The 15,444-nt window shown below is 71.7% G+C and carries 17 protein-coding genes; 11 read left to right on the plus strand and 6 right to left on the minus strand.

Annotated elements, in window-relative coordinates:
- Positions 1-360 (plus strand): VOC family protein (locus FNH04_RS24920; protein WP_152787873.1); only part of this gene is annotated, 360 nt, incomplete at its 5' end.
- 218 nt (positions 361-578) lie between these two features.
- On the plus strand, positions 579-1,598 hold the full coding sequence (locus FNH04_RS24925; RefSeq protein WP_322723775.1) for a TerC family protein: 1,020 nt from the start codon (positions 579-581) through the stop codon (positions 1,596-1,598).
- A gap of 30 nt (positions 1,599-1,628) precedes the next feature.
- Here FNH04_RS24925 and FNH04_RS24930 read toward each other — a convergent pair whose 3' ends face one another.
- From FNH04_RS24930 to FNH04_RS24940, 3 genes are all read right to left on the minus strand, one after another.
- Entirely contained in the window at positions 1,629-2,540 is a 912-nt protein-coding gene (locus FNH04_RS24930; RefSeq protein WP_152787875.1) for an SGNH/GDSL hydrolase family protein, read from the minus strand.
- Positions 2,541-2,657: 117 nt separating this feature from the next.
- The gene (locus FNH04_RS24935) at positions 2,658-3,317 is read right to left on the minus strand and encodes a DUF3105 domain-containing protein (protein ID WP_152787877.1); all 660 of its coding nucleotides are present in this window, start codon (positions 3,315-3,317) and stop codon (positions 2,658-2,660) included.
- Between the two features lie 109 nt (positions 3,318-3,426).
- Positions 3,427-3,870, minus strand: a complete 444-nt coding sequence (locus FNH04_RS24940; protein WP_152787879.1) for a hypothetical protein — start codon at positions 3,868-3,870, stop codon at positions 3,427-3,429.
- A gap of 164 nt (positions 3,871-4,034) precedes the next feature.
- Here FNH04_RS24940 and FNH04_RS24945 point away from each other — a divergent pair, with 164 nt between their 5' ends.
- The 5 genes from FNH04_RS24945 (at position 4,035) to FNH04_RS24965 (ending at position 8,347) form a co-directional block, all read left to right on the plus strand.
- The gene (locus FNH04_RS24945; protein WP_152787881.1) at positions 4,035-4,364 is read left to right on the plus strand and encodes a hypothetical protein; all 330 of its coding nucleotides are present in this window, start codon (positions 4,035-4,037) and stop codon (positions 4,362-4,364) included.
- A gap of 46 nt (positions 4,365-4,410) precedes the next feature.
- The gene (locus FNH04_RS24950; RefSeq protein WP_152787883.1) at positions 4,411-5,208 is read left to right on the plus strand and encodes a VOC family protein; all 798 of its coding nucleotides are present in this window, start codon (positions 4,411-4,413) and stop codon (positions 5,206-5,208) included.
- A gap of 78 nt (positions 5,209-5,286) precedes the next feature.
- Positions 5,287-6,015 carry a ribonuclease H family protein gene (locus FNH04_RS24955; protein WP_152787897.1) on the plus strand — a complete coding sequence of 243 codons (729 nt, stop codon included), beginning with the start codon at positions 5,287-5,289 and terminating at the stop codon, positions 6,013-6,015.
- A gap of 337 nt (positions 6,016-6,352) precedes the next feature.
- A complete protein-coding gene (locus FNH04_RS24960; RefSeq protein ID WP_322723779.1) occupies positions 6,353-6,982 on the plus strand; it encodes a GNAT family N-acetyltransferase in 630 nt (209 codons plus the stop codon).
- A gap of 153 nt (positions 6,983-7,135) precedes the next feature.
- On the plus strand, positions 7,136-8,347 hold the full coding sequence (locus FNH04_RS24965; RefSeq protein ID WP_322723781.1) for an FAD-dependent monooxygenase: 1,212 nt from the start codon (positions 7,136-7,138) through the stop codon (positions 8,345-8,347).
- 63 nt (positions 8,348-8,410) lie between these two features.
- Here the strand turns inward: FNH04_RS24965 and FNH04_RS24970 are convergent, their stop codons facing one another.
- Positions 8,411-9,037 carry an alpha-ketoglutarate-dependent dioxygenase AlkB gene (locus FNH04_RS24970; protein ID WP_152787887.1) on the minus strand — a complete coding sequence of 209 codons (627 nt, stop codon included), beginning with the start codon at positions 9,035-9,037 and terminating at the stop codon, positions 8,411-8,413.
- 111 nt (positions 9,038-9,148) lie between these two features.
- Complete coding sequence (locus FNH04_RS24975) at positions 9,149-9,826, minus strand: AIM24 family protein (RefSeq protein ID WP_152787889.1); 678 nt, start codon at positions 9,824-9,826, stop codon at positions 9,149-9,151.
- A gap of 105 nt (positions 9,827-9,931) precedes the next feature.
- Here FNH04_RS24975 and FNH04_RS24980 point away from each other — a divergent pair, with 105 nt between their 5' ends.
- Both FNH04_RS24980 and FNH04_RS24985 read left to right on the plus strand, forming a co-directional pair.
- Positions 9,932-11,410, plus strand: a complete 1,479-nt coding sequence (locus FNH04_RS24980) for an FGGY-family carbohydrate kinase (RefSeq protein ID WP_152787891.1) — start codon at positions 9,932-9,934, stop codon at positions 11,408-11,410.
- Positions 11,411-11,562: 152 nt separating this feature from the next.
- Entirely contained in the window at positions 11,563-12,240 is a 678-nt protein-coding gene (locus FNH04_RS24985) for an NUDIX domain-containing protein (RefSeq protein WP_152787901.1), read from the plus strand.
- A 40-nt stretch (positions 12,241-12,280) separates the two neighbouring features.
- On the opposite strand, the gene FNH04_RS24990 is transcribed toward FNH04_RS24985, so the two are convergent.
- Positions 12,281-13,192, minus strand: a complete 912-nt coding sequence (locus FNH04_RS24990) for a LysR family transcriptional regulator ArgP (RefSeq protein ID WP_322723783.1) — start codon at positions 13,190-13,192, stop codon at positions 12,281-12,283.
- Between the two features lie 67 nt (positions 13,193-13,259).
- Between FNH04_RS24990 and FNH04_RS24995 the strand changes: the two genes are divergently transcribed.
- Both FNH04_RS24995 and FNH04_RS25000 read left to right on the plus strand, forming a co-directional pair.
- Positions 13,260-13,880, plus strand: a complete 621-nt coding sequence (locus FNH04_RS24995) for a LysE/ArgO family amino acid transporter (RefSeq protein ID WP_386576058.1) — start codon at positions 13,260-13,262, stop codon at positions 13,878-13,880.
- A 181-nt stretch (positions 13,881-14,061) separates the two neighbouring features.
- On the plus strand, positions 14,062-15,375 hold the full coding sequence (locus tag FNH04_RS25000) for an MFS transporter (protein ID WP_322723784.1): 1,314 nt from the start codon (positions 14,062-14,064) through the stop codon (positions 15,373-15,375).
- The last annotated feature ends 69 nt before the right edge of the window (positions 15,376-15,444 follow it).

The following is a 15,444-nucleotide window of genomic DNA, read 5'->3' on the forward strand; positions in this document are numbered from 1 at the left end:
GGGATGGGCCGGGCCGGATCCGTGATGACCGTGGACTTCACGGCGAACGGCCAGAAGTTCGTCGCGCTGAACGGCGGCCCGGAGTTCAAGTTCAACGAGGCGATCTCCTTCCAGATCCTCTGCGAGGACCAGGCCGAGATCGACCATTACTGGACCAGGCTCACGGAAGGCGGCGGCGAGGCCGGCCCCTGCGGGTGGGTGAAGGACAGGTACGGAGTGTCCTGGCAGGTCGTGCCGACCCGACTCATCGACATGGCCGCCGACCCGGACGAGGAGAAGGCGGCCCGCGCGACCAAGGCCATGCTCGCCATGGGCAAGCTCGACCTCGACGCCCTGGAGAAGGCGTACGCGGGCGAGTAGAGCGGCGCAGACCCGCGCCGGTCGCCCAGCCGTACGGACACCGTGCGGCAGGGCGACCGGCGCGCGTCCGCCGGCGGTCCGTCCGGTATGTGTGCGCCTGTGCAAAGCGTCCAGCGGGCCGTACGCCGGGACGTCAGCCGTTCTTTACCGTTTCGGGGTGGAAGTGATCTCCGGCGGCCATAAGGCTGACAGCGCCCCCACAGGCCCCCGGAGGAACAGTGAACGTCTCCCTTACCGTCTGGGTGCTGACCATCGCAGTGCTCTGCGTGCTCATCGCCGTCGACTTCTTCATCGGCCGCAAGCCCCATGACGTGTCGGTCAGGGAAGCCGGTGTCTGGTCGGCCGTCTGGATCGCTCTCGCCATCGCCTTCGGGCTGGTCCTGCTGGCCGTCTCGGGAGGCGGACCCGCGGGCGAGTTCTTCGCCGGTTTCATCACCGAGAAGTCGCTGAGCGTCGACAACCTCTTCGTCTTCGTCCTGATCATGGCGAAGTTCTCGGTGCCCTCGCAGTACCAGCAGCGCGTCCTGATGATCGGCGTCCTCATGGCCCTGGTGCTGCGCGCGGTCTTCATCGCCGCGGGCGCCGCGATCATCTCGAACTTCTCCTGGGTGTTCTACCTCTTCGGCGCCTTCCTGATCTGGACCGCCTGGAAGCTCGTCCAGGACGCCCGTGCCGGTGGCCATGACGAGGAGTACGAGGAGAACAAGCTGCTCAAGGCGGTCGAGAAGCGCTTCGGCGTGGCCGACCGCTACCACGGCACCAAGCTGTGGATCGAGGAGAACGGCAAGCGTGTCATGACGCCGATGCTGGTGGTCATGCTCGCGATCGGCTCCACGGACGTGCTGTTCGCGCTCGACTCGATCCCCGCGATCTACGGCCTGACCCAGGACCCGTACATCGTGTTCACGGCCAACGCGTTCGCGCTGATGGGCCTCAGGCAGCTGTACTTCCTCATCGGCGGCCTGCTGAAGAAGCTGATCCACCTCTCCTACGGCCTGTCGATCATCCTCGGCTTCATCGGCGTCAAGCTGGTGCTGCACGCGCTGCACGAGTCCGGTGTGCGGGTGCCGGAGATCAGCATCCCGTTCTCGCTCGGGTTCATCGTCCTGGTCCTCGCGGTGACGACCGCGACCAGCCTGTGGGCGTCGAAGAAGCAGTCGGAGGAGCCGACGGCTCCGGCGGACGACGCGGTCACCTCGCGGGAGGCGGAACAGGCGCGGACGGACCACGCCGGCTGAACCGCGGGGGCCGGCCCGGGCGTCGCCCGGCTACCCGACGAGCTTCGCGATCGTCCGGGTGATCTCCCCCGCGATGCGCAGGATCCCGGGAGAGCGGACCGGGCACGGCTTCGGCTCGGACGTCGTGAGCGCCAGGCAGAAGTGCAGGTAGTCCTCGTCGTGGTGCAGGGCGGTACGGCCCTGGTCCGGCCGGGTGCAGTACGCCGGGTGCTCCCGCTCGTACGCGGTGCACGGCAGATACTGCGTCCAGGTGTAGCGGGCCGAGGCCGGGCTCACCGCCCTGCCCGCGTCGGAGACGAGATCGCCGGAGGCGTCGGCCTGCTTCCTGTAGAGCGCGTTGACGCGCCGCACCCGGTCGGGGGAGACCGGGTCCGGCCCCTGGAGCACCCAGACGATCCTCGGCCGCCGCGCCCCGCCCGCGTCCGCGATCTGTTCGGTCAGCCGCTTCGCGTCGGCGGCGTAGCGGGCGAAGTACCTGGCCTCGGCCTTGTCGTACGTGATGCCGTCCATACAGGGCGTGTAGCCCCAGGCGTTGCCCCAGAACTGCAGCACCACGACATCCGGCCGCAGTTCCCGTACGAGGACCGCGGCCTTGTCCTTCGGGGGCACCAGCGAGTCGTCACCGGTGCCCTCCAGGTAGTCGCACAGCGTGGTGCCCGAGTACGGGGCGCTGGTGTAGCGCGCGTCGAGGTCGCCGCGCAGCCGCCGGCCGAGCACCTTCTGGTTCTCCATGGCGAGGGAGTCGCCGAGGTAGAGCACGACGGGCGCCTTCTTCGGAGCGCTCGGCGAGTCCCGGAAACCCGGGGAGGCCGCCCGCTGGCGCGTGGCCGTCGGCCCCGGGCCGTCGTGTGAGGGCGCCGTCTCGGGCCCGGACGTCGGGTCCCCGCACGCGCCCAGCAGCACGGCGGTGAGCACCGCCCCCACGATCCACGGCTTCCGCATGCAGCAACTCCCGCCCCGGCCACCGAAACGGTTCCCCAGGCAAGCACAGGAGGGCACGGTGCGGAAGGCATGTGTCGGCCACGGGGCGCCCGGTCACCGTCCGGGCGCCCCCGGGGCTCAGGGGGTCATCCCTCCGGTGCACGCGGCACCCGGTTCGGGCGTCTGCTCGCCCTGCACGTACTTGTCCAGGAACTTCTGGACCCGCGCGTCGGACGCCGAGTCCAGCTTCAGCTGGTTGCCCCAGGCGCTGAGCACGATGGGCGAGGACTGGTCCTCGTACGGGCTCATGAAGGTGTACGTCGTCCTCTTGACCTTGTCGGTCAGCTCGGACACGTCCGCCTTGGACGCCTTGTCGCTGTACGTGATCCAGACGGCGCCGTGCTCCAGCGCGTGCACGGCGTTCTCGTTCGGCACGGCCTTCGTGTAGACCTGCTTGTCGCAGTTGACCCACGCCTGGTTGTGATCGCCGCCGACGGGCGGGCTCATCGGGTAGTCGACCGGGGTGGTCACGTGGTTCTGTGTCAGCTTCGACCAGCTCTTCACGCCCTTCACGGGCGCGGCCTTCGCCTCTTCCTTGTCCTGGGCGGCGGCGACCAGGTACCAGCCGCCGGTCACGAGCCCGCCGAGGATCACGGTCACGGCGCCGAGGGTGAGCAGACGACTGCGCCGCTCACGGGTCTGCTCGGCCCGGCGTATCTCCTCGACGCGGGCGCGCCGCGCGTCGCTCTTGGTTCTGGCGTTGCTCTTGCTCTTGGTCTTGGGATTCGACTTGCCCATGAGGTGTCCTTCTCCCCGCCGTGCCGTGTCGGGGCAGGGCGGTGCTGCGAGTGCTGTTCGGGTGGGACGAGCGGGCCTGTGCGCGCGGGCACGGCCTCCAGGGCCTGTCCTAGACCCGAAGCAGTTGCAGCGTGTGGAGATCGGGAGGCCGGGCGGCACCCGGCTCCCGCGACGGGGCGAGCGACCCACGGGCCGGAGCGGTCACGGGCTGCCCCGGCGCAGGGGTCCGGTGCACGCCCACGAGCGGCGTCTGGCCGAGCACACCGTGGTGATGAGGGCCACCGCAGTGGTGACCGCCGGGCCTCTCCTCACAGGGCTCCCGGTCCGCGTGCCGCGAGGCACGGGCCTCCGGCCGCCCGTCCGGCAGAGACCCGGACACCGCCGACGGAACGGACTTCGAGGGCGACACCGCCGCCCCGGCGGCCCGTCCGGGCGGCGACGCCACACAGAACAGCGCGAACGTCGCCGACACCACGAGGACCACGAGCAGCAGCCGTACCCACCCACCGCGGGCATGCGGCAGCGCCGTAGCACCGAACCGCGGACCGGACATGGGACGCCTGACGACTGGAGTGACGGGATGGCTCGCACAACAGCGCGAGCGTCGCCGAAATTATCAGACCGGCAGAAGGCCGCTGTGCGAGGGCGGCTCGTCGCGGCCGAACGGCTACTGCGCCCTACGAGTGCACTGCGACGGTTCTGGTCACCACGGCCGCGATGGGCGGCCCCGCCCGCGCACAACCGGACCTGGACTGCCGCGACTTCGCCACCGCGATCCCGACGCCCACCTCGACACGCGGCGCCGGCTCCGTCGCTCCCACACGCGGCACCACGGCCGGTGCCGGCCGCAGCACAGGTCCGCCCGGCGCTGAACAGGCCGTGGACGTGTGCCTCGCCGTCGGCTCTCCTGCACTGCTGGGCGGCGCCGCATACCTCGCCGGGGCCGACCGTCGTGTACTCGGCGTGACCACCGTGGGCCTACCGCGCCCACCCGGCGATCTGCCCGGCTTCTGCGCTCGGCGCGCGGCCCGTCGCGACCCTGACTAGCGTGAGACGAGGCAGACCATCCGCCGCACGGAGAGAAGCCACCGCCATGGACGTACTGCGAGAGGGAACGCCCTGCTGGGCCGACGCGATGTTCAGCGACCTCGAGGAGGCGAAGAGCTTCTACGGTGACGTACTCGGCTGGACGTTCGGTGAGGCGTCGCCGGAATACGGCAACTACACCCAGGCGTACGTCGACGGCAAGGCGGTCGCCGCCGTCGTCCCGCCCATGCCCGGCCAGGAGGGGCAGTCCGCCTGGTGCGTGTACCTCGCCTCCTCGGACGTCGACGCCACCGCGGCCAGGATCCGGGAGAACGGCGGCGAGGTGCTGATGGAGCCCATGCAGGTCGGCGACTTCGGCTCGATGGTGCTGGCCCGTGACCCGGGCGGCGTCGTCTTCGGCGTCTGGCAGGCCGGTACCCACAAGGGGTTCGAGGCGACGGGCGTGCCCGGCGCGTACGCCTGGTGCGAGGTCTTCACCCGCGAGCCCGAGAAGTCCGACGCGTTCTTCCCGGCCGTCTTCGGCTACAAGACGAAGCAACTCGCGGATCCCGAGGTCGACTTCCGTCTCTTCGACGTCGGCGAGGCGACGGTCATGGGCCGTATGAAGATGACGGACGACTTCCCGCCCGAGGTGCCGCCGTACATCAACCTCTACTTCGCCGTCGAGGACTGCGACCTGGCGGTCAAAACGGCGACCGAGCGGGGCGGTGTCCTCCGCTTCGGCCCGATGACCAGCCCGTTCGGCCGGTTCGCCGCGCTCAGCGACCCACAGAACGCGTCGTTCACCGTCATCGACCTCACCACCACGGAGGGCGAGATGCCGAAGGCGGGCGACGTCTCCTGACCGGCCGGTCCCGACTCCCTCACCGGAGTCACCGGAGCCGGACCAGGACCCGTGACGGCACACACCTCGGGCCGTGACATGATCGGGCGCATGCTGGAACGCGTTGTGGCCGCCTGTGACGGGGCGTCGAAGGGAAACCCGGGACCCGCCGGATGGGCCTGGGTGGTCGGAGCCGACGAGGAGACCCCCGCCCGCTGGGAAGCCGGACCACTGGGCAGGGCCACCAACAACGTCGCCGAACTCACCGCCCTGGAGCGGCTGCTGGCGTCCACCGACCCCGACGTGCCGCTCGAGGTCCGCATGGACTCGCAGTACGCGATGAAGGCGGTCACCACCTGGCTCCCCGGCTGGAAGCGCAACGGCTGGCGGACGGCCGCCGGCAAGCCCGTCGCCAACCAGGACCTCGTGGTACGCATCGACGAGTTGCTCGAAGGGCGCGCGGTCGAGTTCCGCTACGTCCCGGCGCACCAGATCGACGGCGACCGTCTGAACGACTTCGCCGACCGCGCCGCGAGCCAGGCGGCCATCGTCCAGCAGCCCGCGGGCAGCGACCTGGGTTCCCCGGAGCCGCCCCCCGCCCCGGCCGGCAGCCTCTCGTCCTCGAAGTCGGCCAAGTCCGCCAGGTCCGCAAGCTCCGCCAAGGCGAAGAAGACCACCGGCCGGGGCGCCTCGTCCCGCACGATCAAGGCGAAGTTCCCCGGCCGCTGCGCATGCGGACGCCCGTACGCGGCGGGAGAGCCCATCGCGAAGAACGACCAGGGCTGGGGCCACCCGGAGTGCCGCACGCCGGCCAGGACGGACGCCTGACCGAACCCGACCCCCGGGCGAACGCCCACGGGATCCGGCCCCGGGCGGGTGCCCACGGGATTTGGTCCGGGCGGGCGCTCACGGGACCCGGCCCCGGGCAGGTGCCCACCGGACCCGGCCCCGGGCAGGCGCCCACCGGACCCGGTCAGGGCGGACGCCCACGGGACTCGCCCTGGGCGGGTGCCCACGGGATTTGGTCCGGGCGGGCGCCCACGGGACCCGGCCCCGGGCAGGCGCCCACCGGACCCGTCCCCCGGGCGGCCGCCCGGTGCTCAGGCTCCCTCCCGTGAGCGGCGACGGGTTGTGGGAGCGCTCCCAGTGCGGGCAGGATGCCCGGGTGGCTTCCTCTCCCTCCATACGCCCGTACCGCCCCGAGGACCGTGAGGCCCTCGACGACATCTGCATCCGCACCGCGCACGACGGCCAGGACAGCCGGCCCTTCTACGCGGATCCCGGGATCTTCCCGGTGATCTTCGCCGCGCCGTACGTCCATCTGGAGCCGGAACTGGCCTTCGTGCTGGACGACGGGCGGGGGCGGGCGGTCGGCTACATCCTCGGGACCGCGGACACGCCGCGCTTCGCCAGGAGGTTCCGCGAGAGTTGGCTGCCCCTGGTCGCGCACCGCCACCCGGACCCCGGCGGCCGGCCGCGCACCCCGGACGAGGTGATGATCCAACTGCTGCACCGTCCCGAGCGGATGGTCGTGGCGGAACTGGCCGCGTACCCGGCGCACCTGCACATCGACCTGCTCCCCGACTGGCAGGGCCGCGGCCACGGCCGTGCGCTGATGAGGGCGTTCCTGCGGGCGTTGGGAGACCGGGGTGTGCCGGCCGTTCATCTGGCGATGTCGACGGCCAACACCTCCGCCCGGGCCTTCTACGACCGCGTCGGCTTCCATGAGATCGGCGTACCGGACCCCGGGCCGGTCACCTGTCTCGGACGCACGACGGAACTCCGCGGCCTCTGAGGGGCAGCCATGGCGGCGGCCGGTCGGTCGACCGGCCGAATCAACCGGTCATCCAGTCAGCCGACCGCCCGGCCGGTCGGGCCGGGCGCCACGCCCCCGCCTTGATACCTTGCGCGTTCAGACCATTGCTCTCCGTAATCAATGGGAGTGCGCGTGAAGATCGCATGCGTCGGCGGCGGACCCGCGAGCCTGTACTTCTCGATCCTGATGAAGCGCCGGGATCCGTCCTGCGACATCACCGTCCATGAACGGAATCCGGCCGGATCGACGTACGGCTGGGGCGTGACGTACTGGGCCGGCCTGCTGGAGAAGCTGCGTGAGCACGACCCCGAGTCGGCGGCGGCCGTCAGCGCCAACTCGGTCCGCTGGACCGACGGGGTCGCCCACGTCCGCGACCTCCGTACGGTCCACCGCGGCGACGCGGGCTTCGGTATCGGCCGGCGCCTCATGCTCGACCTCCTCGCCGAGCGCGCCACGTCCCTCGGCGTGCGCGTGGAGTTCGAGCACGAGGTCACCGCGGACCGGATTCCCGACGCCGACCTGGTGGTGGCGGGCGACGGCGTCAACAGCGTCCTGCGTGAGAAGTACGCCGATCATTTCGGCACCGATGTCCGGCTCGGCCGCAACCGTTACATCTGGCTCGGGACCACCCAGGTCTTCGACACGTTCACGTTCTCCTTCCAGGAGACCGACCACGGCTGGATCTGGTGCTACGCCTACGGGTTCAGCGGGGAGCGGAGCACCTGTGTCGTCGAGTGCTCGCCGGAGACCTGGACCGGCCTCGGTCTCGACCGCGCCGACGAGGCCGACGGGCTCGCCCTGCTGGAGAAGCTGTTCGCCGACATCCTCGACGGCCACCCGCTGATCGGCCGCGCCCAGGCCGACGGCGCCGCGCAGTGGCTGAACTTCCGCACCCTGACCAACCGCACCTGGTCCCGCGGCAACCTGGTCCTCCTCGGCGACGCCGCCCACACCACCCACTACTCCATCGGCGCGGGCACCACCCTGGCCCTGGAGGACGCCATCTCCCTGGCCGGAGCCCTGCGCGCCCGCACGGCACTGCGCCCCGCACTCGCGCGGTACGAGCTGGAGCGCAAGGCCGAACTCCTGAAGCTCCAGAGCGCGGCCCGTCTGAGCGCCCAGTGGTACGAGAACCTCCCGCGCTACATCGACCTGCCCCCGCAGCAGATGTTCGCGCTGCTGGGACAGCGCCATTCCCCGCTGCTGCCGTACGTGCCGCCGCAGCTCTACTACCGCCTCGACCGTGCCGCCGGGCAACTGGAGGTCCTGCGCCGCTTCAAGCGCTGGCTCGGCCCCCGCCTCGCCCGTACGGCACAGGCCCGGTCGCTCGCCGCCCGCAAGTAGCGCTACGGCCCGTGCACGCGGAGCGGACGGCGCGGCACGCGCCCGTCCGCGCGGGCGTCGGGATCACGCGACGCCCTCCGGCCGGAACTGGACGCTGACGCGCGGTCCCGTCGCGCGGCTCGTCTTGGGTACGGCGTGATCCCAGGTCCGCTGGCAGGACCCGCCCATCACGATCAGATCGCCGTGTCCCAGGGGGAACCGCAGGGCGTCCCCGCCGCCGTGCGGCCGCAGCGCCAGATCACGTGCCGTGCCCACCGACAGGATGGCCACCATGGTGTCGTGGCGCGCGCCCCGCCCGATCCGGTCGCCGTGCCACGCCACACTGTCCCGGCCGTCGCGGTAGTAGCAGAGCCCGGCCGTGACGAAGGGTTCTCCCAGTTCCTCGGCGTAGTGGGCGGTGAGCGCGTCACGGGCCTCGTCCAGTACGGGGTGGGGGAGCGGGTCACCGTCCGCGTAGTACGCCAGCAGCCGGGGTACGTCGACCGTGTTCTCGTACATCTGCCGCCGTTCGGCCCGCCAGGGCACCTCCTCGGCGAGCAGTTCGAAGAGGGCGTCGGCGCCGCTCAGCCAGCCGGGCAGCAGGTCGATCCAGGCGCCGGCGCCGAGCGCGACCCTGCGTATCCCCTCCAGCGGTGAGAGGCGGACGGTGTCGGACTGGTCGAACAGCGAGCCCTGGAGGTGCCTGGCCATACCCGCCAGGGTACGCCCGTATTCGGAAAAATGTTCGATCGCGGGTGCTTGCCCGCGGTGCCGGTGACGCCGTCGTCCTGCCGCATCGCCGAGGGGCCCCTGCGGGCCCCGTCAGTGCTGCTGAGGCTTGTGCGGTGTCGCCTCGCTCGGCCGTACGACCACGAAGCCCTCGCCCTCCAGCTTCAGCTGCACCGCCTCGCCGGAGCCACCGCGGATCATCGAACCGAAGGACTGCGACCGGTGCAGCGAGGTGTGCAGCTGCGCCGACCAGCCCACCACGGCGTCCGTGTCGACGAAGACAGGCTGCTGGTGCGCGACCGGTATGACCAGCGGATTGCCCTCGCATACCAGCCCGAGCCTCCCGTGCCCGGTGAACACGCTGTTGAACAGGCCGCCGCCGGTGATGCCCGCGCCCTTCACCGTCTTGATCTCGTACGCGAGCGTGGGGTCGAAGCAGAGCACGTTGCGGCCGTTGACGGTGAACACGTCACCCGGCTCGACGTCGACGAGGAAGCAGTTCTGCGCCTCGTGCGCGAACCAGGCCTCGCCCTGCCCGCGCACCGCCATCAGCGGCAGCCCCTCGCCGGTGACCGCCCGCTTGAGCATGCCGCCCACACCCTGGCCCTTGCGCTCGAACTGCAGGTTCCCCCGATAGGCGATCATCGCGCCCTGCCGGGCCAGCATCTCCCCGTTGACGGCGTATCGGATCGCCTTGGCGTTCTGCAGGCTCATCCCCGGCGCGTACGCCGGTTGCACCATGTGCTCGCTGGAAAAGAGGTCGCCCTTCATGCGGGCATGCTGTCCCGGAGCCACCGCCTCCGCCAAGCTCCCCTCACCGGATCGTGCGGGAGGATTGCCGAGCGCCCGTACCGCCGTGAGGGGAGCCGTGACCGTATGACCGTGCTCGGAGTCGACATCGGGACGTCCAGCAGCAAAGGGGTACTCGTCGACAAGGACGGGACGGTGCTGGCCACCGCCGTACGGCCGCACACGGTCAGCCGCCCGCGACCCGGGCACGTGGAGATGGACGCCCACGTGTGGTGGGACGAGTTCGCCTCCCTGGCCGGCGAGTTGAGCGCGTCGGGAGCGCCGGTCACGGCGGTTGGCGTCAGCGGGATGGGCCCCTGTGCCGCCCTGACCGACGATGCGGGCGTCCCGCTGCGTCCGGCGATCCTCTACGGGGTCGACACCCGGGCGACCGAGCAGATCGCGCGCCTGGAGGGCGAGTTGGGGCGCGACACGGTGCTGGAGCGCTGTGGCTCCGTGCTCTCCACCCAGGCCGTGGGCCCGAAGATCGCGTGGCTGGCGGAGCACGAGCCCGAGGTGGCCGCCCGCGCCCGGCGGCTGTACATGCCCAGCTCCTACCTCGTCCACCGGCTGACCGGCGCCTACGTCCTCGACCACCACTCCGCCAGCCAGGCCGTGCCGCTCTACGACTCCCTCGCCCAGGACTGGTACGAACCCTGGGCCCGGCACATCGCCCCGGACCTCGAACTCCCGCCCCTGCGCTGGCCCGGAGACATCGCCGGCCACATCACCGCCCACGCGGCCGCGGCCACCAAACTCCCGGCCGGCATCCCTGTCGTCACGGGCACGATCGACGCCTGGTCGGAGGCGCTGAGCGTAGACGCCCAGCACACCGGTGACCTGATGCTCATGTACGGCAGCACCATGTTCCTGATCAACACCACGGCCGACCGTGTCCTCGTGCCCCAACTGTGGAGCACGGTCGGAGCGTTGCCGGGAACGCGCAGCCTCGCGGGCGGCATGGCCACCTCCGGCATGGTCACCGACTGGCTGCGAGAGCTGTTCGGCGCGCCCGACACCGCCACCCTGCTCGCCGAGGCCGAGCGGTCGGGGCCGGGCGCGCGGGGCCTGCTGATGCTGCCCTACTTCGCCGGGGAGCGGACCCCGGTCGCCGATCCGGACGCGCGCGGGCTGATCGCCGGCCTGACGGTGGAGCACACCCGGGGCGACCTCTACCGAGCCGCACTGGAGGCCACGGCCTACGGTGTGCGGCACAACGTCGAGGCGATGCGCGCCGCCGGAGCGCGCATCGACCGCGTCGTGGCCGTCGGCGGCGGAACCCGCGGCGGACTGTGGACACGGGTCGTCTCCGACGTCACCGGCCTGGAGCAGGAGATCAGGAGCGTCACCCTCGGGGCGAGCTACGGCGCCGCGTACCTGGCCGCGAGCGCGCTCGGCGCGGCGGACATGAACGCCTGGAACCCCGTACGCGAACGCGTCGCGCCGGACGCCCGGCTCCGGTCCCGGTACGACGGGCTGTACGAGCTCTACCTCGGCCTCTATCCGGCGACGCGCGACATCGCGCACACCCTGGCCCGGTACCAGCGCGACGCCTCCGCGTCCTGAAGGGGGCGCCACCCGGCTCGCCGAGAAGCGCCGGAGCCACCCGTGCGGGGAACGCCTGACAGCGGCCGGACCCGAATGGTAGAAGCGGGCATGACCAAGTTCACCTGCCCTTGTTCCCCGTGTTCTCCCTGCTCGCACCCGGCCCGCACGCGATGACCGCGGGCATCGACACCCCGGACCGCCGCGGCCGTACCGGACTCGACCGCGCCGGGCGGGATCTGACGGGCAATCCACGGGTCAGGGTGCGGGACGTGAAGCTGCTCTCCTGCCACTGGTACGTGGAGCGCACCACGACCTTCGACTTCCGGCACGCCGACGGCACCTGGAGCACCCAGGAGCGCGAGACCCACGACCGGGGCAACGGCGCCACCATGCTGCTGTACGACACCGAGCACGAGACCGTGCTGCTCACCCGTCAGTTCCGCTACCCCGTGTATGTCAACGGCCACCCCGACGGGATGCTGGTCGAGACCCCGGGCGGGCTGCTCGACGAGGAGGACGAACACCCCGAGGTCGCCGTGCGGCGCGAGGTCGTCGAGGAGACGGGCCATACCATCGGCGAGATCGAGCATGTCTTCGACGTGTACATGAGCCCCGGCTCCGTCACCGAGCGGGTCAGCTTCTACGCCGCCCCGTACGGCCCCTCGACCCGTACGCACGAGGGCGGGGGACTGGACGAGGAGGGCGAGGACATCGAGCTCGTCGAACTGCCCTTCCGCCGGGCCCTGGAGATGATCCGGACGGGCGAGATCGCCGACGCGAAGACGATCATGCTGCTGCAGTGGGCAGCGTTGGAGGGGCCGTTCAGCGCCGGGGGCCGCCGAGCCTGATCCCTGGGCCTGGTGCGGCCGGGCGCGCGGGGCGTCGGCCTCAGCTGTCGAGCGCCTCGGCCGCGGCGGCCGCGACGGCCTCCGCGACGACGGTGAGCGCGGGGGAGTCCAGCTTCCACTGCTGCCAGAACAGGGGGACGTCGACGGCCCGGCCCGGCGCCAGCGGGACGAGCCGGCCGGCGGCCAGCAGCGGGTCGGCCTGCACCGTGGGCAGCATGCCCCAGCCCAGTCCCGCGACGACGGCATCGAGGAAACCCTCGGAGGTCGGCACGAAATGCCGTCGCCTGCCCGCCCCTTGACCCCGACTCAGCCCGCGGACGAACGCGTCCTGGAGGTCGTCCCGCCGGTCGAAGGTGATGACGGGCGCGTCGGCGATCACATCCCGCAGGGACACGTCCGGCGTCCCCGAGCCGAACCACCGGATCGCGAAGGCCGGATGGGCGACGGGAACGTACCGCATCCGTCCGAGCGTGCGCACCGAGCAGCCCGCCACCGCGTCCGGTGACGAGGTGACCGCGGCCATCACCAGTCCCTCACGCAGCAGCCGGGCCGTGTGGTCCTCGTCCTCGCGGTGCAGTTCGAAGCAGGGGCGCGACTCCTCGGGCACGCGGGTGAGCGCGGGCAGGAACCAGGTCGCCAGCGAGTCGGCGTTCACCGCGATCGACAACCGGGTGGGCTCCTCGGTGCCGGTCATGCCGAGCGCGGTGTGGGTGTCGTGTTCGAGGCGGGCCAGCTGGCGTGCGAAGCGGACGATCACCTCGCCGGACCCGGTCGGCCGCACAGGCTTCGTACGGATCAGCAGCACACGGCCGACACGCTGCTCCAGCGCCTTGACCCGCTGGCTGACGGCCGAGGGCGTCACGTGCAGGACACGGGCCGCCGCGTCGAGCGTGCCCTCGTCCACCACGGCGAGCAGCGTACGCACCAGGTCGAGGGGAAGATCGGTCATCACGAGAGCTAATGCTACGTAAGAATCTTTAGCTGTACTGACGCCCGGGCGGGACCCTAGCGTCGACCGGGTGATCAACGCTGCTGCCTTCACCGCCCTGGCCGCCGGATTCGGCACCGGACTGTCCCTCATCATCGCGATCGGCGCCCAGAACGCCCTGGTCCTGCGCCAGGGCATCCACCGGGAGGCGGTGCTCCCGGTCGTGGCCATCTGTGCCCTCTCCGACGCGGTGCTGATCGCCCTCGGTGTCGGAGGTGTCGGCGCCGTGGTGGTGGCCTGGCCGGGGGCCCTCACGGCGGTGGCGCTGGCCGGCGGAGCCTTCCTCCTGGTCTACGGTGCCCTGGCCGCTCGGCGCGTTCTGCGGTCCGGAGGCGCGCTGCACGTGGAGTCCGGCTCGGCGAACTCCCGCCGCCGTGCCGTGCTCGCCTGCCTGGCCATGACCTGGCTCAACCCTCATGTATACCTCGACACCGTGTTCCTCCTCGGCTCCATCGCCGCCGACCGTGGCCCGCTGCGCTGGACCTTCGGCCTCGGCGCCGCTCTCGCGAGCCTGACCTGGTTCGCCGCACTCGGCTACGGCGCCCGCCTCCTCGGCCGCGTCCTGGCCCGGCCCGCCGCGTGGCGGGTGCTCGACGGTCTGGTCGCCGCGACGATGCTCGTCCTCGGCGGCACGCTGATCGCGGGGGCGTGAAGAACCCCGGGGAGCGGGCGCGCCCGCTGCTCGCCGAGGCCGGTGGTCGAACGGCCGGTGAGGGAGCGTGCGCCTGCCCGATGGCGGGTGGCGGAAGTCCGTCACTCGCCTGCCGGGCCCGCCGCCGCGTCGGAGATAGTGATCCCCGGACCGAAAGTTGTAGCGAGCAACCAGGACGCCGGTGGACACGAGCGAGAACAGCACGAGCAGCGGTGCGGGACCGGACGACGGCATACCGAAGGCGGCCAGAACCCGTCCCCGCGGGTGGCGCCGCTGGGCGATGGACACGCGCCCGCTGCGCCGCCCCGCCTACCGCCGTCTGTGGTCCTCGACCATCGTCACGGCGGTCGGCAGCCAGCTGACCGCGGTCGCCGTACCCAAGCAGATCTACGACATCACGGGCTCCTCCGCGTGGGTCGGCTATGCGAGCCTCGCCGGGCTGCTGCCGCTGATGGTCTTCGCGCTGTGGGGCGGCGCGGTCGCCGACAGCATGGACCGCCGCACCCTCATGCTGATCACCAACACCGGTATAGCCGTCACCTCCCTCCTCTTCTGGGTCCAGGCCGTCACCGGACTCGACTCGGTCGCGGTGCTGATGGTCCTGCTCGCCCTCCAGCAGGCGTTTTTCGGCCTGAACTCGCCGGCCCGCAACGCCTCCATCGCCCGGCTGGTCCCCGCCGGTGAACTCGCCGCCGCCAACGCCCTCGGCTCCACCGTGATGCAGACCGGCCTCGTGGCGGGCCCGCTCCTCGCCGGCGCCCTCATCCCGGTCGTGGGTCTGGCGGAGCTGTATCTGATCGACGCCCTGGCGCTGTGCGTCACGGTGTGGGCGGTGGCCCGGCTCCCCTCACTCCCGCCCCTGACCACCCCCGCCGCGGGACGGCTGGCCGGCTGGCGCGAGGTGGCCGCGGGCTTCCGCTACATCTCCCTGCACAAGGTGCTGCTGCTGTCCTTCCTCGCCGACATCATCGCGATGGTCCTCGGCATGCCGCGCGCCCTGTTCCCCCAGCTCGCGGCCGAGACGTACGCCCCCTACGGGGAAGGTCTCGCCCTCGGCCTGCTGTTCGCGGCGATCCCCGTCGGGGCCGTGCTCGGCGGGCTGTTCTCCGGCACGTTCTCCCGGGCGCGCCGGCACGGTCTCATGGTCATCGTGGCCGTGGTGGGCTGGGGTGTGGCCGTCACGGGGTTCGGACTGAGCACGAGTCTCTGGTGGGCGGTGGCGTTCCTCGCCGTCGCCGGGGCCGCCGACATGGTGTCCATGGTCTTCCGCGGCGCGATCCTCCTCTCGGCCGCCACCGACGAGATGCGCGGCCGTATGCAGGGCGTCTTCACGGTCGTCGTCGCGGGCGGCCCCCGCCTCGCCGACGTCCTCCACGGCACCGCCGGTTCGGCCTTCGGCCCCCGCGCGGCCGTCGCCGGCGGCGGCCTCCTCGTCGTGACCGCCACGCTGCTCCTGGCCATGGCGACACCGGCCCTGCGCCGCTACCGGGTCTGACGGCCTCCCCGCCGGCGGGCGACGGACAGCGGCGCGGGAGACGGGGTGAGGACCAGTGGGGAGGGGGAC

It is taken from the genome of Streptomyces phyllanthi, assembly GCF_009377205.1.
GTDB lineage: Bacteria > Actinomycetota > Actinomycetes > Streptomycetales > Streptomycetaceae > Streptomyces > Streptomyces phyllanthi.